We start from the raw sequence: 24,269 nt of genomic DNA, 5'->3' as shown, positions 1-24,269 counted from the left end.
CAGACGTTCGACTGGCTTGACTGTATGTATGATACTGTCATCAACATTCCTGACTAATGGACTGCGCCTGCACATGGCCCAGGCAGCCGATAGCGTGCAGAAAAACTCTGTCAATGCAAAGACGACGGCCGCAGTCGGGGGCAAGGCGACGGCTGCCAGGGCAGGGGGCACCACGGTCAATACGGGCATCAACGCCGCCGGGGGGGCGGAACAGCTGCGCGTCACAGGCGCGCGTTCATATGGCGGCCTGATCCGTAATGAAACGGCGGCGAAATCGGTCAGTACCATATCCCATGATTATATCGCCAAGCAGGCGCCGGCCTCCAACGCGCTGGCGCTGGTGGCCATGTCCCCGGGTGCGAACGTGTCCATGGGCGACCCGTTTGGCGTCAGTGACGAATCCGATATCAATGTCCGCGGCCTGAACCAGCAGGAAATTGGCTTCACCTTCGAAGGCGCGCCAATGAACGATCCGGACGACTATACCCCCAATTCGTCCGAATGGGTGGATAGCGAGAACATGGATAACGTCCAGCTACAGCAGGGCGCGCCCAGTATCGAGACCCCCACCACCACTTCATCCGGCGGCACCATGGCCGTCAGGATGCGTGGCCCGAAGCATACCCGTGGTGGCGAATTTGACGTCAGTTACGGCACGCACCAGATGAACCGCCAGTTCATCCGTTATGACAGCGGGGACATCGCCAATACCGGTCTGCGGGCTTTTGCATCCTTCTCCGACCTGACCAGCCGCGCCTGGCGTGGTCCGGGGCGCAACAATCGCTGGCATGTGGATTACAAGCTGGTCAAGGAATGGGGTGACGGGAATTACATCTCCCTGTCCGGTTCCTATAACAACGAGCATACGGCATGGTACAGCACGCCAACCCTGAGCGACTGGAACAAGTACGGGCTGAAGAACAATCCTGACGACATGCAGGGCAAGTACAGCTTTGGTGAGGCGAATTACTACAAATCCTACGCCACCAGCTGGACCGATTATTTCCTGAGCGCGCCATCGCATTTCAAGCTGGCGCGTAACCTGACACTGGATGTAACACCCTATTATTATCATGGCAGCGGGAACTATCCCTTTGGTGTGACAACCATCTCGACCACCGGGCCGTATTATAACGGAACGGCGGCCAACAATTCACCGCTAGCCGGGAACAACTATTCCGAGGACGGCCAGATCGCCGCAATCCAGAACTGGATCGGCGTGGAGGGCTATACAGGCTTCAACAGCACCCTGCATTACAAGGTGGCCAACCACGATCTCGTCTTTGGATACTGGTATGGCTATACCGACATGCATGTTGATGAACCGCTCAGCGGGCTGGATGCATCCGGCAATTCAACGGGCTACCTGCGCCAGCAGGATGGCACCACGCTGAATGAATGGTCCTATCATACCATCACCCAGACAAACGCGCTGTATATTGGTGACACCATGCATTTCCTGAACCGGAAGCTGACGCTTGATGTCGGTTTCAAGGAGGTCATGGCAGCACGAAACGGCACGCTGAACCAGCCGGGACCCCAGTACAACGCCAATTACTATTCGGCGCAGCCACTGCCGCGCATGTCCGTAAGCTACAAATTCACCCCGAACATCATGGTATTCGGCAACGTGACGACCAGTTACCGCCTGCCGCTGGGTTCCGCGTTCTACAACCAGTATGACAGCCCTTGGGATGGCGGCCTGTACCAGACCGCGAACAAGAAACTGCATGATGAATACAGCGTGTCGGAAGAAGTGGGCGCACGCTACCATGACAAATGGATCACGGCGTCACTGACCCTGTTCAATTATAATTTCTCGCACCATCAGATTAACGAATACATCGGTAACGTGCCGTATTATCAGGATGCGGGCAGCATGACGACGCGCGGTTTCGATGGTGAACTGGCGCTGCATCCATGGCACCACATCACGCCGTACGGATCGGTTGAATATTTGTACGCCCGTCAGGATTCCAACATTACAATGGATGGCGTGACGTATCAGACGGCTGGCAAGATGGCGACATCCGCGCCACGCTGGATGGCGGCGGCGGGCCTTCAATATGACGATGGCCGTTTCTTTGGCAGTGTCTCGCTGAAATATGTGGACAAGGAATACGGCACGTTCATGAACGATGAACAGATTTCCGGCCACAAGCAGGTTGACATGATGATCGGTGCCCGCGCGCCGGATATCGGCTTCCTCAAGGCGCCGTCACTGCGCCTGAATGTCATCAACCTGGCGGATCACCATTATCTGTCCGGTGTGTATAACACCGGGCCGGTTGCGGGAACCGCTCAATACTACACGGCGCCGAACTTCGCGTGCCTGGGAACATTCAGCACGGGTTTCTGACCCGGTTGCGGTTCACAAAGGGGTCATGCCTGCGGGCATGGCCCTTTTTTGCATCTGTATAGGTTCTGGCTATCCATCCGGCATGTTTTTTGTTGTTGCCCTGTGCCGGGCGAACATTACGATTTCAGCCCTGTGCAATACATGCATGATATTATCATGATTGTGACAAGGTATGTAAATCGATGCGGCAGGCGTCCTTTCCTCGTGAATTTGACTATATCATTGTCGGGGGCGGCTCCTCGGGCTGCGTGCTGGCCAATCGGTTGAGCGCCGATCCACGTAACCGGGTCTGCCTGATTGAGGAAGGGGGCCGCGATAACACGCCCCGCATCCAGATTCCCGCCGGCACCCTGACGCTGTATAAAAGCCGGAAGCTGGCCTACCAGTTTTTCTCGGTGCCGCAGCCCGGCCTCGACAACCGCCGCATCCATGTGCCGCGCGGGCGGGGCCTTGGGGGGTCCAGCATAATGAACAGCATGATCTACATCCGGGGCGACCGCTCGGATTACGATGGCTGGTCAGCGCAGGGATGTGCCGGGTGGGATTATGCCTCGGTGCTGAAATACTTCATGAAATCGGAACATGACTGCCTTGGCCTTGATCCCCGCTTTCATGGGGTGGCGGGGGAGTTGGATGTCACCGCCCCGCGTGAGGCCAATCCCCTGTCGCGTATGTTTATCAAAGCGGCCGAACAGGCCGGGCAGGCGGAAAACCCCGATTTCAACGGCGGTATCCTTGAAGGTGTCGGCATCTACAATGTCACGCAGCGCGATGGAAAACGGCTGAGTGCCTATCGTGCCTTCGTGCATCCGATACGCCATCGGCCCAACCTGCATATTGTGACGGGTGTCACCGTCAAATCCCTGGTTATCCGGCAGGGCAGGGTAGAGGGGGTCAATGTGGTTCATGGTGGACAACGCTCCGCCCTGTTCGCCCAGCGGGAAACCGTGCTGTCGGCAGGCGCCATCGGCTCTCCCGCCATCCTCATGGCGTCGGGGATCGGACGGGGGGATGACCTGATGCGGGCAGGGATATCGGTTATCCATGACCTGCCGGGGGTGGGGCAGAACCTGCAGGACCATCTGGACGGCCTTGTCACCGTGCGCTCGGACGAGGCCCGCAGCCTTGGCTTTTCATGGAAATCACTGCCTGCGGTCCTGTCTTCCCCGCATCAATACGCCCTGTGGCGCAAGGGGTGGCTGACAACCAATTATGTGGAAGCAGGTGGCTTCGCCCGTACGAAGCTGGCGGATGGCGTGCCGGATGTCCAGTTCCATTTCGTACCCGGTTTCCGCAGCCATCGGGGGCGCCTGTTTGAAATGGGGCATGGCTTTGCCATTCATACCTGTGTGCTGCGTCCGCGTAGCCGGGGGGAGATCCGTCCGGGCCGCAATGGGGCGCGGGATATCCAGATCGATTTTCGTTTCCTGCATGATCCCCGTGATGGAGAGGTCCTGAGGGAAGGCATTCGCCTGGCGCGCCAGATCATCCGTGCCCCGGCTTTCGACGGTATTCGTGGGCGCGAAATGGCGCCCGGCCCGGAGGTTGTAACCGATGACGAGCTGATGGCCTATATCAGGCGCAGTGCGAGTACCGTCTTCCACCCCGCCGGCACATGCCGGATGGGCATGGATGGGGACGCGGTGGTGACGCCTGAGCTGAAGGTGCGGGGCATGACGGGACTGCGGATTGCCGATGCCTCGATCATGCCGACGCTTGTCAGCGGCAATACCAATGCGCCCTGTATCATGATTGCTGAAAAAGCCGCCGATATGATCCTGTCAGACCGGCGGCGATAAACGGGCGGGAAACGCGGGGCCGATCGGGGACGGCCTCAATCCGCCGTGGCGGCAAGGCCGGCCGGTACGGGGCGTGAGTAACGCCCGGCCGCCCACCAGTACAGGGGCGTGGTAACAACCAGTCCCACAATCCATGACAGGTCCACCCCATGCACCAGCCGCGCCATGGGGCCGGTGAACAGGGCATTGGACAGGAAGGGGATCTGGATCAGGATGCCGATGAAATAACAGATGAAGGCCGGTTTGTTGTAACGGCCATAACGGCCGCCCGTAGGGTGGAAAAAGGCCTCCACATCATATTCGCCACGGTGGATCAGGTAGTAATCCGTCAGGTTGATCGCAGTCCACGGGATCATGACGGACATCAGCAGTTCAAGGAATTCGCTATACAGCGCCATGAAACTGCGGGCCATGAACACGGCCATAAGCAGCGCGATCATCAGCAGCACCGACGTAATGGCAAGGCGCAGCGCCTTCTGGTGCCTGCGGGTGGAGACAAAGGTCTGGATGATCGTCAGGGTGGACAGGGCGCCACAATAGACATTCATTGCATTGGCCACCGCAATGCTGAGCGACAGGGCGCACAGCACCGGCACGACCGCGCCATGCAGCATCTGCCCCAGCGTTGCTACAATATTATGCCCGTTGGCCAGCAGGCCGATCATGGCCCCCAGCGCCATGGGCAGCACCGACCCCAGCACCGCGCCCCAGAAACTGGCATGGAACGCCTTGCGCTCCCCTTCCGGGCCGGGGGGCAGGTAGCGTGATGAATCAGATACGTAAGGGGCATAGGCAATCTGCCACAGGGCGGCGGTTGAAATCGTGCCCAGTATGCCATGCGTGCTGACATGGGCGTGGCCTGCGCGCAGCAGGTCGGCGCCATGTTCCCAGCTGACAAGGCACAGGCACAGCATGATGGCGACCCCGCATACCCATGTCATGATCCGTGCGGCCGTATGGATCATGACATAACCGTAAATGGCCGGAATGACGGACAGCGCCTGGATGATCAGGATGCCCCCCATCCGGCTGAGATGCGGCAGGATGAACTGCAGCCCTTCACCCCCCAGCACCAGGTTGGACGCGGCGAAACCCACGTACATGATGACGATAAGGGCCGTGATCGGCACCGCGCCGACCATGCCGAACTGGCCGCGTGTCTGGACCATCTGCGGCACGCCAAGGCGCGGCCCCTGCGCGGCATGAAGCGCCATGAAGATGGCGCCGACCATGTTGCCCGCGACGATGGCGGCAAGCGCGGGCAGGAACGGCAGGCCAAAGACACTTGTCGCCAGCGACCCGGTCACGACTGTCAGCATCATCAGGTTGGAACCGAACCATATCGTAAACAGGTCGCGGGGCCGTCCGTGCCGCTGGTCCAGCGGGATACGGTATATGGTCGCGGATTCGATTTTTGTCGGAACCGTTTCTGCCATCAGGAAATATACTCCGTAACGATATGGCGTCCCCTGTACGGGATGGGGGCTTTGTGCCTATCGTAAGTGATGCATTGCATTTGCCTGCATAACTTATTCTGTCCCAACGCAACAAAAAAATATATGCGATGCTGAAGTTAAGGGCAGTCCGCGCCGTCCAGTACGGTTGCCGCCGTGCCTGTCGCCGCGGGAAAACATCATATCATTCCGGGTATGGATTGACAGGACAAAATCGATATGCGCTAAGTAGTGATATATACAAGTGCATGCAAGGTGATCCGACGCTATGACCGAGACCCCATCCCCCTGTAACGATCGCATGGCAAACGACCGCGTGATCCGTGCCCCCCACGGTTCCCAGTTGACAGCGCGTAGCTGGCAGACCGAAGGGGCCTTGCGCATGTTGATGAACAACCTTGATCCCGACGTGGCCGAAAACCCGTCCGAACTGGTTGTATATGGTGGTATCGGCAGGGCCGCCCGCAACTGGTCGTGTTATGACCGCATCGTTGCGTGCCTGCGCGGCCTGGAAGACGACCAGACGCTGCTGGTGCAGTCCGGCAAGCCCGTGGGCATCTTCCGCACCCACGCCGATGCGCCGCGCGTGCTGATCGCCAATTCCAATATCGTGCCGCATTGGGCGAACTGGGATAAATTCAACGAACTCGACCGGCTTGGCCTCATGATGTACGGCCAGATGACGGCGGGTTCATGGATCTACATCGGCTCGCAGGGGATCGTGCAGGGCACGTATGAAACCTTTGTGGAAATGGGTCGCCAGTACTACGGCGGCAACCTGAAGGGACGCTGGATACTGACCGGCGGCCTTGGCGGCATGAGCGGCGCGCAGCCGCTGGCCGCAGTCATGGCGGGCGCGTCCATGCTGGCGGTGGAATGCCAGCCCGGCCGTATCCAGAAACGGCTGGAAACCGGCTATCTCGACCGCAGGGTGGACAGCCTTGACGAGGCGCTGGAACTGATTGCCGAAGCAACCCGCAGCGGCAGACCCGTTTCGGTCGGCCTGCTGGGCAATGCGGCCGAAGTGTTCCCCGAACTGGTGCGCCGTGGCATCCATCCCGATGCGGTGACGGACCAGACATCGGCGCATGATCCGCTCAATGGCTACCTGCCCGCGGGGTGGACGCTGGAACAGGCGGAAAAGATGCGCATTACCAATCCCGCGGCCGTGGAAAAGGCGGCAAAGGAGTCGATGCGCCTGCATGTCGAGGCGATGGTGGCGTTCCACAAGCTGGGCATCCCGACCTTCGATTACGGCAACAATATCCGCCAGATGGCGTACGAGGCCGGTTGCGCGGACGCCTTTGCCTTCCCCGGTTTCGTGCCCGCCTATATCCGCCCGCTGTTCTGCCGTGGGATCGGCCCGTTCCGCTGGGCCGCCCTGTCCGGTGACCCCGAGGACATCTACCGCACGGACCAGAAGGTAAAGGAATTGCTGCCCGACGACCATCACCTGCATAACTGGCTGGATATGGCGCGTGAGAAAATCCAGTTCCAGGGCCTGCCGTCGCGTATCTGCTGGGTTGGCCTGGGGGACCGGCACCGCCTTGGCCTCGCATTCAATGAAATGGTGGCCAAAGGGGAACTGAAGGGGCCGATCGTGATTGGCCGTGACCATCTGGACAGCGGTTCGGTCGCCAGTCCCAACCGTGAAACCGAAGCCATGCGCGACGGAAGCGATGCCGTGTCGGACTGGCCGCTGCTCAATGCGCTGCTCAATACGGCGTCGGGTGCGACGTGGGTTTCCCTGCACCATGGGGGGGGCGTGGGCATGGGCTTTTCCCAGCATGCCGGGATGGTGATCGTGGCGGACGGGAGCGAGGGCGCGACCCGGCGGCTTGAGCGCGTGCTGTGGAACGACCCGGCTACCGGCGTGATGCGCCATGCGGATGCCGGCTACGACATCGCGGTTTCCTGCGCCAGTGAAAAAGGGCTGGACCTGCCCATGATTACGCGAAAGAGCTGAAATGATGACAACAACAGACAGGCTGGTGCTGGAACCGGGCCAGTTGACACTGGCGCAGATGCGCCAGTTCTACCTTGACGGGCCGGATGTGGTACTGGCGCCGGGCGCTGTGGCGCACCTGCATGAAGCGGCTGCCTCCGTCACCCGGATCGTGGAACGTGGCGAGCCGGTTTACGGTGTCAATACCGGCTTTGGCAAGCTGGCCAAGACGCGTATTCCCGATGACAAGTTGCGCGACCTGCAGCGCAACCTCGTGCTCAGCCATGCCGCAGGGATCGGGGAGCCGATGCCCGCGCGTATCGTGCGCCTGATCATGCTGCTGAAGGCGAACGGGCTGGCCCGTGGCTTTTCGGGTGTGCGGGCGGAAGTGGTCGAATTGCTGATCACCATGCTCGAACGGGGTGTCGTGCCGGTTATCCCGTACAAGGGATCGGTCGGCGCATCCGGCGACCTGGCGCCGCTTGCGCATATGAGCGCGGTGATGATCGGCGAGGGCGAGGCCTTTTTCAATGGCGAAAGGCGCACCGGGGCCGAGGCGATGCGCCTGGCCGGACTGGCGCCGCTGGAACTGGGGCCGAAGGAAGGGCTGGCGCTGCTGAATGGCACGCAGGTTTCCACCGCGCTGGCGCTGGCAGCCCTGTTTGACGCCGAACGCCTGCTGCAATGCGCCCTTGCGACCGGCGGCCTGACGCTGGACGCCGCGCGCGGCACGGATGCGCCCTTCGACCCACGCCTGCATGAACTGCGTGGCCAGCGCGGCCAGATCGAATGCGCCAGCGTCTATCGGGCGCTGATGCAGGGATCGGCCATTCGCGCCTCCCATGTCGAGGAAGACGAGCGCGTGCAGGACCCGTACTGCCTGCGCTGCCAGCCACAGGTCATGGGGGCCTGCCTGGACAGCCTGCGCCATGCGGCGGGTATCCTGCTGCTGGAAGCGAATGCGGTATCCGACAACCCCATTCATTTCGCCGATACGGATGAAATGATTTCCGGCGGTAATTTCCATGCCGAACCCGTGGCGATCGCATCCGACCTTATGGCGATTGCGGTATCGGAAATCGGGGCGATTGCCGAACGGCGCCTTGCCCTGCTGGTCGATGCGCAGATGAGCGGCCTGCCGCCATTCCTGGTCAATGACAGTGGCCTGAATTCCGGCTTCATGATCGCGCAGGTCACGGCTGCGGCCCTTGCATCGGAAAACAAGACGCTGGCCCATCCTGCTTCCGTGGACAGCCTGCCGACTTCCGCAAATCAGGAAGACCACGTCAGCATGGCAACCTTCGCCGCCCGCCGGGTGACGGATATTGTCGATAATGTCCGCGTCATCCTTGCGGTGGAATACCTTGCGGCGGTGCAGGGGCTGGATTTCCTCGCACCCCTGTCGTCATCGCGGCCGCTGGTTGCGGCGGCGCAGGTGCTGCGCGCGCATGTTCCGTTCTTTGACCACGATCGCCTGTTTACCCCTGATATCGAAAAGGCGGCGGAACTGCTGGCGGATGGCAGCCTGGTGGCGAGCCTTGGCCAGCACGTGGCCCTGCCGCGGGTCGGATAGGGCGGATAGGACGTTTTTCCTGACTTTATTATTTCAAAGTAATGGGTTAGGGATGTTTCTGGTAATGATGCAACGCGACCGTGGGGAAAACAGGCGATGGAATTTTCGGGCGTTGATGACCTGTGTCGGACGGCCAGCCATCGCCTGCCGCGCCTGTTTCGGGATTATGTGAATGGCGGCGCGCATGGCGAAGTTACCATGCGGGCGAACCGGCAAGCGTTTCTTGACTGGAAAATTGTCCCGCGCTGCCTGCGGGATGTGTCGCAGGTGGATATCGGGTCCACATGGCTGGGCAAGCCCCGTGGGGCGCCGTTCATGCTGGGACCGGTCGGTTTCGCGGGCATGATGCATGCCGGCGGGGACATCATGGCGGCGCAGGCAGCCGCAAGGGCGGGTATCCCGTTTGCCGTTTCCACCTTTTCCATCGCTTCCATGGAAAAACTGGCCCGTGTGCCGGGGGTGGACCTTCTGGCGCAGATCTATGTCTTCAGGGATCGCGCGCTTACGCGTGACATGCTGCGCCGCGCGCATGCATGCGGGATTGATGGCATTATCCTGACAGTGGATACCGCCATTACGCCCATGCGGGCGCGTGATGTGCGCAACGGGTTCCGGCGCATGACGCGCCCGTCAGTCGCCCAGTTGCTGTCGATGGCCAGCAGGCCGGGATGGAGCCTGCGCATGCTGATGGCGGGAAAGGCCCGCATCGGCAATCTTGCCCCCTACAGCATGGGCCGGAACCTGCTGGAGGAGGCACGGAATGCCGCCGCTGGCATTGACCCCTCCCTGACATGGCGGGATCTGGCATGGCTGCGCAAGGAATGGGGGGGCAGGCTGATCGTCAAGGGTGTGATGGATGCCGATGATGCCCGGCAATGCGTGGAAAACGGGGTGGATGCGCTGGTAGTCTCCAACCACGGCGGGCGACAGATGGACCCGTCGCCCGCAACGCTGTCCGTGCTGCCGGAAATTGTGGAAAGTGTTGGGGAACACTGCGAGATCGTGCTGGATAGCGGCGTGCGGCAGGGGGGCGATATCGTGACCGCGCTGGCGCTGGGCGCATGCGGGGTGGCATTGGGTCGCCCGTGGGCATGGGCGCTGGCGGCGGCGGGGCGCAAGGGCATGGACGCCCTGACAACCGGCCTGTCGGGGGAGGTGCGTGACGTCATGGGGCTGGCCGGGCTGCGTACCATGGCCGAACTGGCGGCCCGGCGCACGCAGGTGCTGCGCCGGGCCTGAGCATCCCTTACATATGCTGGCGGCCACCCAGGCTGTATCGGCTGCCGGGATAGGTAAAGATGCCCTTCATCACGATCCTGTCCTGTACCCATGTGCGGCGCACCAGTTGCAGGCAGGCTTCCGGCGTTTCCAGTTCCAGCAGGTGCTGGAGTTCCTGTGACGGGGTGATGGCGAAAATGACGTGTTCGATCTCGTCGGGTTCGGCAATATGGTACAGGTGCCGGTGTGGATGCGCGATGGAAAAATCCTGGTTCAGGTAGTCCGGCGCAAAATGCGGCGAAACATACCGTTCTTCCACCTGCAGGGGGGTGTCGTCCTCGTAATGCACGATCACGGAATGGAACAGCTTGCTGCCCGGGCGCTGGTCAAACGACATGGCCAGGTCAACATCGGCCCGCGCCGTGTCCAGCGTGATGACACGGGAATGGTGGGTATGGCCGCTGGCGATAATGTCATCGGCAATATCATGTAACTGAAGCAGTTCGGCGCGCGGCGCAGGGCGGGCGACAAAGGTGCCAACGCCTTGTGCGCGCGTGACCATGCCTTCCGTCATCAGTTCGCGCAGGGCGCGATGTACCGTCATGCGCGATACGCCGGTGATTTCCACCAGTTCACTTTCCGATGGCAGGCGCTGGCCGACTTTCCATTCTCCCCGCTTTATGCGTGCCGTGATATACTGCTTGACCTGTTCATAGCGTGTGATTGCCTGGGTTTCAGCAATACCTGTAGCCATATTGCGGCACTCAATTCATGGTTTATGGCAACCTGTGCGGCGCCGGATGGAAAAGGAATGACCTGCGCATTATCATGACACAGTCTTACATACATGATGAAGCAATATAACACAATGCGGATTGCTGGCCGGGGGCAGGTAATGGCGCAATATGCAATACCGCGCCGCGCAGGATTTCACCTGTTGTCACATGATGGACCGTATTATTGGCACAGGTTGTCCGCCACGAACCGCTTGCGGGCACAATAATGGTATCGGCTCCCGCATTGGGGAAGAACGTTGTCGTGACTGACCGGATTGCGGCATCGGGAAACCTGCCGGGTGCGAACATGATGTTCAGGACGGTGACCGCACCCCCGACCAGATGGCAGGCAAGGGGAACCGCGCCGGAAAACGACAGCACCGGACCCGCGCTGGCCAGTCGCATGCGTTCGCGCGTGGGCAGGACCAGTTCCAGCCCGGCGCCGGACAGCAATGCCTGCTGGCGTTGCAGGCCGGGATAGGCGGAAAAGGCGCATGACCGGCCAATGGTTGCGATACTGACGCGCCAGCCGGGTGCCTCGGCCACGGGCCGCGTCATGCCCTGCCCGTTTTTCCAGGCGCTCAGGGGCAGCGACTGGATGGAAAACACACGCGGCGTCACGGGTTGGCCGGCGCAGGCAGCAACATGCCGGGATTGAGGATATTGCGCGGGTCCAGCGCCTGCTTGATCGCGCGCATGACCGTAATCGCGTCATTGCCGTGCTGGGCGTGCATGAACGCCTGCTTGGCTATGCCAATGCCGTGTTCCCCGCTTATGGCCCCCCCGAGGTCAAGGGCGCGCTGGATGATCTTGTGGTCCAGCGCCTGCGCGCGCGCCCACCCATCGGGTTCGGGCGGGACCAGGATGACGGTATGGAAATTGCCATCCCCCACATGGCCGACGATGGGGGCCGCCAGGCCGGAGTCCTCGATGTCCTGCCTGGCCAGTGTAATCATGTCCGTCATGGCGGAAATCGGCACGACGGCATCGGTGGTCATGCCCTTGTATCCCGGCCGGTAGGCCATGCAGGCCCAGAAGGCGTCATGGCGGGCTTTCCACAGCCGGGTGCGTTCCTCGGGGCTGGCGGATGCCCGGAAGGACAGGCCGTTATGGCATTCGGTGATTTCGCGCAGCAGGTCCGCCTGTTCCGTTACCGAGGCGGGGGATGCATGCAGTTCAAAGAACAGGGTCGGCAGGGGGCGGTAGCCCTCCAGCGACGAATACTTGATACAGGCATCCATCTGCACGTCATCCAGCAGTTCCAGCCGCCCGATGGGCAGGCCAGCCTGAATGATGGACGTGGCGGTATCCACCGCGTCCGCCAGCGTGGCGAACTGGCAGGTCGCCCCCAGGATGGTTTCGGGCAGCGGATGCAGACGGGCCTGGATTTCCGTAATGATGCCCAGCGTGCCTTCCGATCCGATCAGCAGGCCGGTCAGGTCATACCCGGTCGCGGATTTGCGGACATTGCCCCCCGTCTGGATGACCTTGCCATCCGCCATGACCGCGGTCAGGCCCAGTACGTTCTCGCGCATCGTGCCATAGCGCACGGCCCCCGTGCCGGATGCCCGGGTGGCGCACATGCCGCCCAGCGTCGCTTCCCCTCCGGGGTCCACGGCAAAAAACAGCCCGTCGCCGCGCAGCAGGCTGTTCAGCTGCTGGCGCGTCACTCCCGCCTGCACCCGGCAGCTCAGGTCCTGCGGGCGGATGTCGATAACGGCGTCCATCTGTGACAGGTCCAGGCTTATGCCGCCTTTTGTCGCGGTCAGCTGCCCCTCCAGCGACGTGCCGCCCCCGAAGGGTATGACCGGCAGGTGCAGGTCATGACAGGCGCGGACGATGGCTGCGACCTCCTCCGTCGTCCGGGCGAATACGACCACATCCGGCTGCGTGGCCGGGTCGGGGGACTGCCAGCCCTCGCCATGGGCGTGATGCCGCCGGACCGTCGCATTGGTGGAAATCTTGTCCCCGAGCACGGGGCGGAGACGCGCGATGAAGGACTCAATGGCTGTCATCGGTCTGTCCCGTTTCAATGGCGAGGGCGTGGAGGAAGCGGTCATTGTCCACAGGCAGGCCGACGCTGACGCGCAGGCAGGTCTCGAACCCTTTTTCACGCCAGGGCTTGATGATGACGCCATGCCGCAGCAGGCGTTCCGCCACAATGGCGGCATCATGCCCGACATCAAGGAATATGAAATTGGCATGCGATGGCACGGGGGCATAGCCCTGCCGTGCCAGCGCAAGCATGAAGCGTTCGCGTTCAGCCACGGTCGCCGCGACGCTGTCGCGCATATGCGCCCTGTCCCGCAGCGACGCCAGCGCCATGCCCTGCGCCGCCATGTTGGTGTTGAACGGGTCACGCACCTTGTTCAGGGTGGTGATGACACCGGTATCGGATGCAAGCGCGTAGCCAATCCGCAGCCCGGCAAGGGCGTACGCCTTTGAAAACGTGCGCAGCACCAGCCATGGCCGTTCCTGCCGGGGCAGGATTTTCGTGGCGTCGGGGTAGTCCGGGCTGCCCTGGGCGTATTCGTAATAGGCTTCGTCAATCACGATCAGCGTGTCTGGCGGGCAGCACGCCACCAGTTCCAGCATGTCGGGCGCGTTCATCATGCAGCCAACCGGATTGGAGGGATTGGAAAACATGAGGATTTTCAGTGGCGCGGCCTGAACCGCCTGCTTCATCGCCGGCAGGTCGAACCGGCCTTCGGCGGTAATGGAAACCGCATCGACCCGTGCCCCCATCATTTCGGGCCAGATCATGTGCAGCCCGAAGGATGGCAGCACGGTCACCACCCGGTCGCCGGGGGAAAGATAGGCCTCGCAGATCAGGCGTATGATCTGTTCAGAGCCATTGCCCAGCATGATGTGGTCTGCTGGCATGTCCGTGATCTGCGCCAGCGCGTGGCGCAATGCCGATGCCGTCGCATCGGGGTAGCGGAACATCTGGCGCGTCAGGTTTTCCCACTGTTTCAGGGCAGTGGGCGAGGGACCGTAGGGGTTTTCGTTGCTGCCCAGTTTTGAAATATGCGGCGCGTTGTACTTCTGGCGTACCTCATCTTCCGACAGGCCGGCATTATAGACGGGCAGGGCGGCAACCTCGGGGCGGGAAGGCACGCGTGCTGACCGGGTAGGCATGGAAGAAGCAGCCATGGAAATAGCCTTTTCAATAAATTTGCGTCTACTTGTATATACATAAAGGCTGCGTCCGTTGTTGTAAATATGCAACGAGCGCCCGGCATCCCGACCGCCGGGCAAAAACAGGCACGACGCGGCGCCCCATGCAATACCGGCCCGTACCGGACAGGCAGCCATGGCGAATCATGTTTATCTGCCGGAATCCGCGATGCAGGCATCCATGGCATACGGGCTGCGTGGCGGCCCGGGCGCATGCCGCACCGTAATTTGTAATATCGGGTATGCTGGCTTACATATTGTGACTTCGCAATAATATTTGTATCGTAAGAAATCTTGATGGAGGAAATGCATGACAGGTTGGTTTCGGCATGTATCGGCCATGGTCGCATCTGTCGTGGTTTCCGCTCCCGCCGTGGCGCAGGCTGCCGAACCGTCGCCTGCCCTGCAGGCGGAACAGAGCGATGTAGCGCAGCTTCCGGCAATGGGGGCGCACTGGGTCTTTCCCTATACCAGGACAACGGCGATCACCATTTATGATGGGGATAACGGTCATGTCCTGGGCACGATTCCCGCAACGCCGCTGGCCAACAATGTCATCACGCCTGACCGGCGGACCATTTATGTAACCGAGACGTCATGGTCGCTTGTCGACCATGGCGACCGGCATGACATGTTGCAGCAGTTCGATGCCCGCACGCTGGAACGCGTGCGCGAACTGGCGTTGCCGCCGCGCGCGCTGGTGGGGCGCAAGCAGCAGAATTTCGATGTCGATGCCAACGGGAAGCTCGGGTTCATATTCGACCTCAGCCCCGCATCCGCGGTGACTGTTGTCGACCTGTCCGCGTTCAGGGTAGTCCGCACGGTGGATATTCCCGGTTGTGCGCTGGTCTTTCCATGGCAGAGCGGTGGATTTTCCAGCCTGTGTGGCGATGGGTCATTGACCAATGTGGCGGTGGGCACGGACGGCAAGGCCAGCGTTACCCATTCCAAACCGTTTTTCAGCGCGGATGGCGACCCGGTTTATGAACAGAGCCTGGCGGAACGCGCGAAGGGCGATGCCTATTTCATTACCTATAGCGGCAAGGTCATGAAGGCGCATCTGGGGCCGCAGCCGGTTATCGAACCGGCATGGTCAATCCAGCAGGCGGCGGGCCAGCCCGCTGCCGGGACCGGGGTGCAGGAACTGGCATGGCGTCCGGGCGGCACGCAGCCGTTTGCCATGTCCTATTACAACCACCACCTGTTCGCCCTGATGCATACAGGCACGTACTGGACCCACAAGACGGCAGGCACCGAGGTGTGGGAACTCGATACGCAGGCCCATCGCCTGGTACGCCGCATCGACCTGCCGGCGCCTGCCAAGGTGGTGGCGGTCAGTCAGGACGAGAAACCATTGCTGTATGCCAACGGGGAAAACGGAAACCTGATGGTCATCGACCTGCAGAGCGGGAAGACCCTGCGCAATACCCATATTGACGCAGGCGCCATGACCGTCACGCCGCCGTAAGGCAATTCCCGTTTAATTCATACTGTCCCCCTTGGTTTGGAAAATACTGGTCATGACTGAATCCTTTTTTGACAGGCTGGGCGAAAAGCTGACGCGGAAAATGGCACAGGGCATTTCCCGTCGCAGCATGATCGCCAAGGCGGGAAGCGCTGCCGTGGTGACGTCTTCCCTGCCGCTCCTGCCCGTTCAGCGCGCGCAGGCGGCGCAGGCGCAACCGGCTGCGGTTTCGGATTTTGACCGCCGCGCCCAGTCCACCGACCCGACAAAATGCGATTACTGGCGGCATTGCGCCATTGACGGAGTGCTGTGCGGGTGCTGTGGCGGTGGTGTGCATACCTGCCCGCCCGGCACGCAGCCTTCGCCCGTGTCGTGGATAGGCACCTGCCGTAACCCTGTCGATAACCGGTCTTACGTCATTGCCTATCGGGATTGCTGCGGGCGGACATTGTGTAATTCGTCGCCGGATTGCCATTGCAATACGGAAGACAGGGAACTGCCGGTTTACCGCCCCCAAGCCAATAATGACATCATCTGGTGTTTCGGGGGATCCTCCGCAGTGTACCACTGTTCAACAGCGGCACTGGTCGGGCAGGCGGAATAAGTACCCGCCCCATGTGCGGGGCATGGGAACGGCCAACGGATTATCTCCCGCCGTACGATGTCATCCATTCGGTTGCGGCCGCGTGCGCGGCCGTGCCTGCCTTGGGCCGCCAACCGTTGCAGGGACCGGTGCTGTTTTTCACTGAACTTGCCGGGTCTGGATCATGGACTCGATCATAATCCAGTCTGCTGCCATGCAGATCACATGGATCAAGGACAGGTTTTCTGGCAAGGCGGCGGCTGAAAACCATAAAAGCCTGACATAGTAATGTGATCCGGTCATGACGATGGGGAACCAGACAGGACGTGTTCTGTCAGCCCTGTTTGAAAAGCCTGCTTTCGCAGCATCCCGTAAATTATGAAGCAGTTTTCTGGCGGAATGATTCTGAAAACAGGGAGGATGCCGCCTTTTGCTTAAAAAGGCGGCGTTCTTTCGAAGCTTTTGCAAAAAGCTTCACCAAAAACTTCCTTTAATTTTAAAGCACTATCATGAACTGACTTTTCAAACAGTCTCTTATATTTTAAAATAATTATTCAGTCCTCTTTATCCTGTATCAGGTATATCCACGACTGATAAGGCATTCCTGCACCGCGCGTTCGGCTGCATCTATTGCGGTATTGGTAAAGGCCGCGGCAGTGGAATCCGCATTGGCAATGGCGATCCGTCCGTAAGGCTGCCGTCCGATAACATGGGGGCGCAGGGCTGCGGGCATGTATGGATCCCCCAGCGTGTCGTAAGTATAGGCATAGCCGTGGGGCCAGCGGTTTACGGTCAGTCCGACAATATCCTGTTCATGGTTGAAACCAAGGGGACCGAACATGCGCTGGAGCTGGTCGCGGGTCTTTGCCTCGATTTCGGGGAAAGTCATGGCCAGCATTTCCTGTCGCCCCAGCCTGTTCTGTTCCTTGCGCGGGTGGCCAGGGGCATTTGCATTGCGCAGCAGGTGGATCATGGTCGGGCGATCAGGGGAGGGATTGGTCGTGTATCCGCCAATATCCACCGGTTCGTCTACCAGAAGGCGGGTATGGTAGGAACAGGGCGCATAGATGGACTGGGTGCCGCAACGGCGCAATGCCTGTCCATTACGCAGCAGGACACTGCTGTATTGCATTGGAACCTTGGACGGGTATTTCAATGCATCCTTTTGTGATTCGGGCAGGGAGGGCACAATAAACGGAATGATATTGTTGAAGCATGCCATGATGACATTGTCAGCCATGACCGCATGGCGCGTGTCGGATGTGCCATCCGGTTTCTGGTACACCACCCTTACAGGTTTGTTATCATTCGGCCTGATCGGGTCGCCGGTATGTTCCACGCGCACGACCATGCTGTTCAGGCGGATCCGTACCGCACCGGGCTGGTCCAGCCGGGAATAATTTCCCTGCGCCATGACAATGCTTGCCGCCGTTTGCGGGGCGCCAAAAAATGATGGCACCAACCGCCCGACCAGCAGGCGGGCAATCGTGGCATTTCCGTCGGGGAAGTGGAAGACGGCCGATTCATGCGGTGTGTCATGCGTGACCTCCATCCCGTTGAAGCCGGGTGCCTCCGCCTTCATCGCATCATAGGCGGGGCAGGTATCCACGCGCATATTGTTGCGAAAGGCCTTGCCGGCAAAGAAACGGATGGCCCCGTCCGACATGTGGGCGTAACGTCGCAGGAATGTTTCGTAACTGATCGTGCGCAGCAGGGCCTGGCGGGCATCCGGTGTCAGGTCAGGCAGATAATTGATGGCCTGCGTATGCAGCCGCAAGAGATCGGTCCGGGTTTCATCATCCAGCGGTGAATCGCGAAAAAACCTGTCCCAGTTTTTTTCATGATAGCCGGGCACCAACTGGTCCTTGCCGAAATTTTCCCGATCATAAAAAACAGCCGGTTCCAGTCCCTTCAGGCGGCTGGTCTTCAGGTAGCTGGAATAGGTGTCCGGGCGGATGCCAAGGTCCATCAGCAGGGTTGTTGCGGTAAAGCTGTAAGGGAAGGGGGTTTCGATGCTCATCGTCCCGCCATAGCCCAGGTAGGTCTGGCCCTTGTACTGCAATGCGTTCCGTTTGGCATGGCCGCCAAAATCGTCGTGGTTGTCCACGATCAGAATGCGTGCATCCGGTCCCATCGCGCGCTGGTAGAACAATGCCGCCGACAGGCCGGATATGCCTGCCCCCACGACAACCAGGTCATAATGTTCACCCGTGTCGGTTGCGGTGACCGGGCCGGCAAACAGTCCGTCGCGCGCCGCGTGGGCCACTTCGAAAGAGCCGGGATACTGCCCGCGCAGGCCGGTGCGCAGCGGTGGGTAGGATGCGGCTGTCTCGTTCAGGGAAACCGCAGCGGGTGATGCTGCCTGGGCCGGGGATGGCATGGCGTTCGCCATGATTGGCAGGATTACGCCCTGTATCACGTTGCGACGCGTTATCCTTGGGGTATCGGCTGGAGATTTGTCGCTCATTCCGGGTCCATGCGTGTGGTTTGCGTCCCATGCGCATAACATGTTTCGTTGACGGAACAAACAGGAATTGCACCGCCTGTATTTGCGGATTGCGTACCCGATACAGAACGTTTTTTTTCCAGAACGAAAAGGCATGGTCATGATTGTGGATTAAGATTATTTTGCGGGACTGTTTCGTTCTGGCTTCAAAGGGTCCTGTTCCAGATGTCAAGGAAAACAACGGTTTCCACGCCTGCGGTGACGCGTCGTGATTTTATCAATGGTGTGCTGGTCAGTGCCGCGGTCGGCACGATGGAAGGGCGGGCGCAGGCGGCGGGCGTCGTGGACCCGCCCGCGCGGACCGGCATGCGCGGCAGCCACCCCGGGGCGTTCGAGGCAGCGCACGCCCTGCGTGACGGGACCGTTCCGGCCCACAGGATTCACAGGACTGGCGAGGTCTATGACCTGGTCATCGTGGGCGGGGGGCTGAGCGGCCTTTCGGCGGCCCATTTCTTTCGCAAATATGCGGGAGCGGACAAAAAGATCCTCATCATCGACAACCATGATGATTTTGGCGGGCATGCCAAGCGGAATGAATTCAGTGTCGATGGCGCCCGGATGGTGCTCAACGGCGGTACGCTGGAGGTCGAATCCCCCGAACGCTACAACCAGTGGGCACGGATGGTCCTGGACGACATCGGTGTCGACCTTGATCGCTACCTGAAGGAAAATGCCGCCAACGAGTCCCTTTATTCCAGCCATGGCATGGGACCGGGCCTGTTTTTCGATCAGGAAACATGGCATGCCGATACCCTGGTGCGCAGCGCCGCCGGCACGGAAAACTGCCTCAATGCCCATGCCCTGCAACATGCCCCGCTCAGCAACAGGGCGCGCGCGGATCTCATGCGCCTGCTTTCAGCGCGGCAGCCGGATTACCTGCATGGTCGCTCGGTTGCGGAAAAGAAGAAATTTCTCGCCGGTATTTCCTACCCGGAGTACCTTGGCAAATGGGCAAAGGTGGACCCGTCCATCCTGTGGTTTTTTCGCAAGGCGGGCAGCGGCGTCTTCTGCGTCGGGTCCGATACGCTGCCCGCGCTGTTCGCATGGACAATGGGGCTGCCGGGATTTTCGGGTCTGGGGCTGGGGGACGTGCCGGAAGGACTTCTGGCCGACCTGCCCGGTGGCCAGCATGGGCGGCAGAAGGAAAGCGGGCATAGCGTCCATTTCCCCGATGGCAATGCGACCCTTGCCCGGCTGCTGGTTGCCTCCCTCATCCCCGCGGCAACAAAGGGGCGCACGCAGGAAGACATGGCGACGGCCACGTTCGATTACGGCGCGCTGGACCGCGCAGGCTCCGCCGTCCGCTTGCGGCTGGGCAGCATGGTGATGAATGTCGCCCATGACGGCGCCCCGGATCAGGCGCAGCACGTATCGGTCCTGTATGCCCCGGCGGGGGAAGCCTCTCCCACGCAGTATCATCAGGTGCAGGCCAGGCAGGTGGTCATGGCGTGCTGGAACATGTTCATTCCCTATCTGGTGCCGACGCTGCCTGATACGCAGAAGAAGGCGCTGGCCTACGGGGTCAAGGGACCGATTGTTTACGTGAATGTGGCATTGCGTAACTGGCGGGCATTTGAAAAACTGGGCGTAAGTGAAATCCGCTGTCCGGGAATGTATTTTGATGAGGTCTCGCTCGCTGAACCCATGGCCCTTGGCGGGCTTGCCCTGCCATCCGATCCGGACCGCCCCATCGTCATCCGCATGATCAAGACATTCAGCGTGCCGGGCCTGTCAAAGCGGGAGCAGTACCGGGCCGCGCGCGGCATGCTTTTGGGCATTTCATTCGAGACGTTTGAACACGAAATCCGCAACCAGTTGCAGCGCGTGCTGGGCGCGGGCGGATTTGACGCCACCCGTGATATCGCCGCCATAACCGTCAACCGCTGGCCGCATGGGTATGCCTATACCTATAACAGCCTGTACGACCCCGCCGAATGGGTGTTTACCGAGACGGATACCCGTCCCTGCGTGGTGGGCAGGCAACTGTTCGGGCGCATTGCCATCGCCAATTCGGATGCATCGGCCAGTCCCCACACTGATGCCGCCTTCCTTGAGGCGCATCGTGCCGTGACCGAACTGCTGGATGCGGGCCAGTATCCGTTCGTCCCGACCGTTCCGGGCCATTCCGCCGATACACATAAAGAGGGAAAAATATAAGCCATGACAAGCGACAGCGCGATTTCGCCGTACGCCCACCAGATGTATTGCAACGGGCAGTGGATCACGCCGGATGGACGGGAGCAGATGGATGTCATCAATCCCGCGACCGAGCAGCCCTGCGCCCGGATCACGCTGGGCAATGCACGGGATACGGAACGTGCGATCAGGGCGGCCCGCGCGGCTTTCCCCGCATGGTCCATGACCGATCGCGCCACGCGCCTGGCGGCGCTGGAACGGATTGTGGAGATTTACAAAAGGCGCATGAAGGACATGGCCCGCGCCATTTCGCTGGAAATGGGCAGTCCCCTGACCCGTGCCTATGACAGCCAGGCCTGGGCGGGGATGGCGCATCTGGAAGAAATGGTGACGGTGCTGCGTGACTTCCCGTTCGAGGAACGGCGCGACGATATGCTGATCGTCCATGAAGCGGTCGGCGTTACCGGCCTGATTACCCCGTGGAACTGGCCGATGAACCAGATCGCCTGCAAGGTCGCGCCGGCCCTTGCGGCGGGCTGCACCATTATCCTCAAACCCAGCGAAGTCGCCCCCCTCAGCGCCCTGCTGTTTACCGAAATCCTTGATGAGGCCGGCCTGCCGCCGGGTGTGTACAACATGCTGAACGGCACCGGCCCCGAAGTGGGGGAGGCCATGGCCCGTTCCCCGCTGGTCGATATGGTGTCCATCACCGGGTCTACCCGTGCAGGTGCTGCGGTGGCGCGTCTGGCGGCGGATACGGTCAAGCGCGTCCATCAGGAACTGGGGGGGAAATCCCCCAACATCATCCTGCCTGATGCCGATCTGGAACAGGCCGTGGCGCAGGGTGTGCGTAAGTGTTTCAGCAACTCGGGCCAGTCCTGCGATGCGCCAACCCGCATGCTTGTACCCGCCGCCCGGATGGAGGAAGCACTGGACATCGCCCGTCGGACGGCCGCCACCATTCGCGTGGGGGACCCGATGGACCCGGAGGTCGATCTCGGGCCGGTTGTAAGCCATCTCCAGTTCGATCGTATCCAGACGCTGATCCATAAGGGCATGGATGAAGGCGCCACGCTGGTCTGTGGCGGCCCGGGCCGTCCCGATGGCCTGACATGCGGGTATTACGTGCGCCCGACCATATTCGGGCATGTAACGTCCGGCATGGCCATCGCGCAGGAGGAAGTCTTTGGCCCGGTTCTGGTCATAATGGCTTATGATAATGAAGAACACGCCATCCAGATCGCCAATGACACGCCTTATGGCCTTGCGGCATACATCCAGTCAGGCGACCTGTCCCATGCGCGGCATGTCGCCCGCTACCTGCGGGCCGGTAATGTGAATATCAATGGCGCCCCCTGGACCGTCGCCGCGCCATTTGGTGGATATGGGCAATCCGGCAACGGGCGGGAATGCAGCGTGTACGGACTGCGTGATTTCATGGAGATCAAGGCGATCCTTGGATACTGGACGGCATCCTGACCAAAGCATTCATACATGCGGGCAGGGCCTGTCCCGCATGTATGAATGCAATGCGATCAATGTTTGAAATATCGGAATATTTTGAATGTGTCTGGCATTTTACCCGGCCTGCTGGCTTTTGCCTGCATCAGGAAGTCGCCCATTGGCAGGGACGCAAGATCCATGTCCGTTTTATTATTGATTGACTTGCGGAATTTATCCACGAGTTCCTCATTGCCAGCACCGCTGGCTCTGGCCTGCTCCGCAGGGATATCCCGCTTTAGCTCAGGGAACGCGCCAGGGCATGCATGCCACCCCGCTACGGTCATGGCCCACCTCTCGTGTGGCTGTCTTCGAGGAAATTGAAAAGACGCGGATTATCCGCATGGGCCACATTGAACCGGAACCATTGAGATGGCTGTTCATCCGGGCGGAACAGGTGGCCGGGGGCAAGCATGATGTCATATGAACACGCACGTTCCGCCAGGGCGCGCACGTCCATGTCCTGCCGAAACCGCGCCCATGCGAACATGCCGCCTGCAGGATTGAAATAAAGGTGCATGCCCACCTGTTCCAGGCGGGTGCAGACCCGCGCCTGCGCCCGTGTCAGGCTTTCACGCAGATGCGCCAGATGGGGATGGTACAGTCCGCTGCTTACGATATTATGGACAATTTCCTCGTTCAGGGGGGCTGTGGTCAGGTTGCTGGCCATTTTCTGGCGCAGGATGCGCTGTGCCGTATCCGGGTCGCAGGCCACATAGCCCACGCGCAGTCCCGGCCCGATGGTCTTGGAAAAACTGCCGATATGGATAACCGTTTTCAGGCCACCCAGTTGTGACAGCGTCTGCTGCCCGTTCGGGGCAAGGTCAAGGAATATGTCATCCTCGATCACCGTTACATCATTCTGCCGGACAATGCGCAGGACATCGCGCATGTTCTGTGTTGTGCTGCATGTGCCGGTGGGATTATGCAGGATGGATGTGGTGATGAACAGGCGCGGCTGGTACCGGCGCACGACGCGTTCAAGCTGTTCGGGGCAGGGGCCGTCACGCAGGCGGGGGATGCTGGCGATCTGCAAGCCCAGCGCCTGTAGCGCCGGGTAGAGGTTGCAGTAACCCGGATCTTCCACCAGGATTGTATCGCCCCGTGTCGAAAGGCAGCGTACAGCCAGTTCCAGCGCCTGGCTTGCCCCATGTGTCAGGATGATGCTGCTTTCCCCACACCCGATGTCCCGACGCGCCAGCATCTGGCGGATGTTGTGCCGCAGCCCGGCATGGCCGTAGGGATTGCCGTATTCCAGCATGCTTGCCAGCTTTTGGGTGGACAGTCCCGCCAGCGCACGCTGGGCGGCCGATGTGAACAGCATGTCGGACGGAAGCCAGCCGCATCCGGCCTTGATGACCGGGGCCTCGTCCTCATACGCATGCTGGAGCAGCCACATCGAATCAATCGACCGCTGCAACAGCGGTGTCTCCGGTGTCGGTCCCGTGACGAAATACCCCCGTGTGCCCCGGCTTTCCAGCAGTCCCGCGGCCGCCAGGCGCAGGTAGGTATTGGCGACCGTAATGGTGCTGACCCCGCATTGCCGCGCCATGCGCCGGATGGAGGGCAGGCGTTCCCCCCGACGCAGCACGCCGTTGCGGATGCGCTCTTCAATGTCCTGCCCGATCTGGCCGACCAGGGGCATGCGGCTGCGTCGGTCCGGATTGGGAAAGGGGGCGGGGGATGTCATGGAGGATGTGTTTCCAATCAGTACAGTATCACGACGTGCGCGCTGATTGTACATATACAGGATGTCGGCTGGGTTTTACATTTACGGA

General features: G+C 60.7%; 18 protein-coding genes. 9 read left to right on the top strand and 9 right to left on the bottom strand.

Annotation, left to right across the window (positions count from 1 at the left end):
• Window positions 1-73 precede the first annotated feature (73 nt).
• Window positions 74-2,359 (top strand): TonB-dependent receptor, encoded by a 2,286-nt coding sequence (locus CFR76_RS03010; RefSeq protein WP_110555744.1) that lies wholly within the window; start codon window positions 74-76, stop codon window positions 2,357-2,359.
• A gap of 182 nt (window positions 2,360-2,541) precedes the next feature.
• Window positions 2,542-4,158, top strand: coding sequence for a GMC family oxidoreductase (locus CFR76_RS03005; protein WP_110555743.1), 1,617 nt, complete (start codon window positions 2,542-2,544; stop codon window positions 4,156-4,158).
• A gap of 35 nt (window positions 4,159-4,193) precedes the next feature.
• Here the strand turns inward: CFR76_RS03005 and CFR76_RS03000 are convergent, their stop codons facing one another.
• The gene (locus CFR76_RS03000; protein WP_110555742.1) at window positions 4,194-5,594 is read right to left on the bottom strand and encodes a purine-cytosine permease family protein; all 1,401 of its coding nucleotides are present in this window, start codon (window positions 5,592-5,594) and stop codon (window positions 4,194-4,196) included.
• A 286-nt stretch (window positions 5,595-5,880) separates the two neighbouring features.
• Here CFR76_RS03000 and hutU point away from each other — a divergent pair, with 286 nt between their 5' ends.
• The 3 genes from hutU to CFR76_RS02985 all read left to right on the top strand — a co-directional run bounded on the left by hutU (window position 5,881) and on the right by CFR76_RS02985 (window position 10,369).
• The gene (hutU, locus tag CFR76_RS02995; protein ID WP_208623915.1) at window positions 5,881-7,578 is read left to right on the top strand and encodes a urocanate hydratase; all 1,698 of its coding nucleotides are present in this window, start codon (window positions 5,881-5,883) and stop codon (window positions 7,576-7,578) included.
• A 4-nt stretch (window positions 7,579-7,582) separates the two neighbouring features.
• A complete protein-coding gene (gene hutH, locus CFR76_RS02990) occupies window positions 7,583-9,130 on the top strand; it encodes a histidine ammonia-lyase (protein WP_110555844.1) in 1,548 nt (515 codons plus the stop codon).
• A gap of 96 nt (window positions 9,131-9,226) precedes the next feature.
• A complete protein-coding gene (locus CFR76_RS02985) occupies window positions 9,227-10,369 on the top strand; it encodes an alpha-hydroxy acid oxidase (RefSeq protein ID WP_110555741.1) in 1,143 nt (380 codons plus the stop codon).
• A 7-nt stretch (window positions 10,370-10,376) separates the two neighbouring features.
• Here CFR76_RS02985 and hutC read toward each other — a convergent pair whose 3' ends face one another.
• The 4 genes from hutC to hisC all read right to left on the bottom strand — a co-directional run bounded on the left by hutC (window position 10,377) and on the right by hisC (window position 14,277).
• Window positions 10,377-11,102: a histidine utilization repressor gene (gene hutC / locus CFR76_RS02980; RefSeq protein ID WP_110555740.1), complete on the bottom strand. Its 726-nt coding sequence runs from the start codon at window positions 11,100-11,102 to the stop codon at window positions 10,377-10,379.
• A gap of 85 nt (window positions 11,103-11,187) precedes the next feature.
• Window positions 11,188-11,745, bottom strand: coding sequence for a HutD/Ves family protein (locus CFR76_RS02975; protein WP_110555739.1), 558 nt, complete (start codon window positions 11,743-11,745; stop codon window positions 11,188-11,190).
• Window positions 11,742-13,139: an FAD-binding oxidoreductase gene (locus CFR76_RS02970; protein ID WP_110555738.1), complete on the bottom strand. Its 1,398-nt coding sequence runs from the start codon at window positions 13,137-13,139 to the stop codon at window positions 11,742-11,744. The genes CFR76_RS02975 and CFR76_RS02970 overlap by 4 nt, the downstream gene beginning before the upstream one ends.
• A complete protein-coding gene (hisC, locus tag CFR76_RS02965) occupies window positions 13,126-14,277 on the bottom strand; it encodes a histidinol-phosphate transaminase (RefSeq protein ID WP_244191753.1) in 1,152 nt (383 codons plus the stop codon). Before hisC ends, CFR76_RS02970 begins: the two co-directional genes overlap by 14 nt.
• Before the next feature lie 334 nt (window positions 14,278-14,611).
• Here hisC and CFR76_RS02960 point away from each other — a divergent pair, with 334 nt between their 5' ends.
• Window positions 14,612-15,769 (top strand): amine dehydrogenase large subunit, encoded by a 1,158-nt coding sequence (locus CFR76_RS02960; RefSeq protein WP_244191752.1) that lies wholly within the window; start codon window positions 14,612-14,614, stop codon window positions 15,767-15,769.
• Between the two features lie 52 nt (window positions 15,770-15,821).
• On the top strand, window positions 15,822-16,370 hold the full coding sequence (locus CFR76_RS02955) for a methylamine dehydrogenase light chain (RefSeq protein WP_110555735.1): 549 nt from the start codon (window positions 15,822-15,824) through the stop codon (window positions 16,368-16,370).
• 138 nt (window positions 16,371-16,508) lie between these two features.
• Here the strand turns inward: CFR76_RS02955 and CFR76_RS17930 are convergent, their stop codons facing one another.
• Entirely contained in the window at window positions 16,509-16,652 is a 144-nt protein-coding gene (locus CFR76_RS17930) for a hypothetical protein (protein WP_167402041.1), read from the bottom strand.
• A gap of 271 nt (window positions 16,653-16,923) precedes the next feature.
• The gene (locus CFR76_RS02950; protein ID WP_244191751.1) at window positions 16,924-18,816 is read right to left on the bottom strand and encodes an NAD(P)-binding protein; all 1,893 of its coding nucleotides are present in this window, start codon (window positions 18,814-18,816) and stop codon (window positions 16,924-16,926) included.
• A gap of 204 nt (window positions 18,817-19,020) precedes the next feature.
• On the opposite strand from CFR76_RS02950, the gene CFR76_RS02945 reads away from it, so the two are divergent.
• Together CFR76_RS02945 and CFR76_RS02940 are read left to right on the top strand one after the other, a co-directional pair.
• A complete protein-coding gene (locus tag CFR76_RS02945; protein WP_110555733.1) occupies window positions 19,021-21,012 on the top strand; it encodes an NAD(P)/FAD-dependent oxidoreductase in 1,992 nt (663 codons plus the stop codon).
• 3 nt (window positions 21,013-21,015) lie between these two features.
• On the top strand, window positions 21,016-22,470 hold the full coding sequence (locus CFR76_RS02940) for an aldehyde dehydrogenase family protein (protein WP_244191750.1): 1,455 nt from the start codon (window positions 21,016-21,018) through the stop codon (window positions 22,468-22,470).
• A gap of 56 nt (window positions 22,471-22,526) precedes the next feature.
• Here CFR76_RS02940 and CFR76_RS17645 read toward each other — a convergent pair whose 3' ends face one another.
• Window positions 22,527-22,778 carry a hypothetical protein gene (locus CFR76_RS17645; protein ID WP_146222628.1) on the bottom strand — a complete coding sequence of 84 codons (252 nt, stop codon included), beginning with the start codon at window positions 22,776-22,778 and terminating at the stop codon, window positions 22,527-22,529.
• Window positions 22,775-24,181 (bottom strand): aminotransferase-like domain-containing protein, encoded by a 1,407-nt coding sequence (locus CFR76_RS02935; protein ID WP_110555842.1) that lies wholly within the window; start codon window positions 24,179-24,181, stop codon window positions 22,775-22,777. Before CFR76_RS02935 ends, CFR76_RS17645 begins: the two co-directional genes overlap by 4 nt.
• Window positions 24,182-24,269 lie beyond the last annotated feature (88 nt).

The organism is Komagataeibacter swingsii (genome assembly GCF_003207895.1).
GTDB classification, from domain to species: domain Bacteria; phylum Pseudomonadota; class Alphaproteobacteria; order Acetobacterales; family Acetobacteraceae; genus Komagataeibacter; species Komagataeibacter swingsii.
Note: the sequence above shows the minus strand (reverse complement) of the source record. Positions and strands in the feature narration are given on the sequence as shown.

What these genes read in the sequence shown, in the direction of transcription:
- CFR76_RS02935 (WP_110555842.1), bottom strand. Translation starts at nt 24,181, where the DNA reads ATGACATCCCCCGCCCCCTTTCCCAATCCGGACCGACGCAGCCGCATG.
- CFR76_RS02960 (WP_244191752.1), top strand. Translation starts at nt 14,612, where the DNA reads ATGACAGGTTGGTTTCGGCATGTATCGGCCATGGTCGCATCTGTCGTG.
- CFR76_RS02950 (WP_244191751.1), bottom strand. Translation starts at nt 18,816, where the DNA reads ATGAGCGACAAATCTCCAGCCGATACCCCAAGGATAACGCGTCGCAAC.
- CFR76_RS03000 (WP_110555742.1), bottom strand. Translation starts at nt 5,594, where the DNA reads ATGGCAGAAACGGTTCCGACAAAAATCGAATCCGCGACCATATACCGT.
- CFR76_RS17645 (WP_146222628.1), bottom strand. Translation starts at nt 22,778, where the DNA reads ATGACCGTAGCGGGGTGGCATGCATGCCCTGGCGCGTTCCCTGAGCTA.
- CFR76_RS03010 (WP_110555744.1), top strand. Translation starts at nt 74, where the DNA reads ATGGCCCAGGCAGCCGATAGCGTGCAGAAAAACTCTGTCAATGCAAAG.
- CFR76_RS17930 (WP_167402041.1), bottom strand. Translation starts at nt 16,652, where the DNA reads ATGACCGGATCACATTACTATGTCAGGCTTTTATGGTTTTCAGCCGCC.
- hutC (WP_110555740.1), bottom strand. Translation starts at nt 11,102, where the DNA reads ATGGCTACAGGTATTGCTGAAACCCAGGCAATCACACGCTATGAACAG.
- CFR76_RS03005 (WP_110555743.1), top strand. Translation starts at nt 2,542, where the DNA reads ATGCGGCAGGCGTCCTTTCCTCGTGAATTTGACTATATCATTGTCGGG.
- hutU (WP_208623915.1), top strand. Translation starts at nt 5,881, where the DNA reads ATGACCGAGACCCCATCCCCCTGTAACGATCGCATGGCAAACGACCGC.
- CFR76_RS02945 (WP_110555733.1), top strand. Translation starts at nt 19,021, where the DNA reads ATGTCAAGGAAAACAACGGTTTCCACGCCTGCGGTGACGCGTCGTGAT.
- hutH (WP_110555844.1), top strand. Translation starts at nt 7,583, where the DNA reads ATGACAACAACAGACAGGCTGGTGCTGGAACCGGGCCAGTTGACACTG.
- CFR76_RS02985 (WP_110555741.1), top strand. Translation starts at nt 9,227, where the DNA reads ATGGAATTTTCGGGCGTTGATGACCTGTGTCGGACGGCCAGCCATCGC.
- CFR76_RS02940 (WP_244191750.1), top strand. Translation starts at nt 21,016, where the DNA reads ATGACAAGCGACAGCGCGATTTCGCCGTACGCCCACCAGATGTATTGC.
- CFR76_RS02955 (WP_110555735.1), top strand. Translation starts at nt 15,822, where the DNA reads ATGACTGAATCCTTTTTTGACAGGCTGGGCGAAAAGCTGACGCGGAAA.
- hisC (WP_244191753.1), bottom strand. Translation starts at nt 14,277, where the DNA reads ATGGCTGCTTCTTCCATGCCTACCCGGTCAGCACGCGTGCCTTCCCGC.
- CFR76_RS02970 (WP_110555738.1), bottom strand. Translation starts at nt 13,139, where the DNA reads ATGACAGCCATTGAGTCCTTCATCGCGCGTCTCCGCCCCGTGCTCGGG.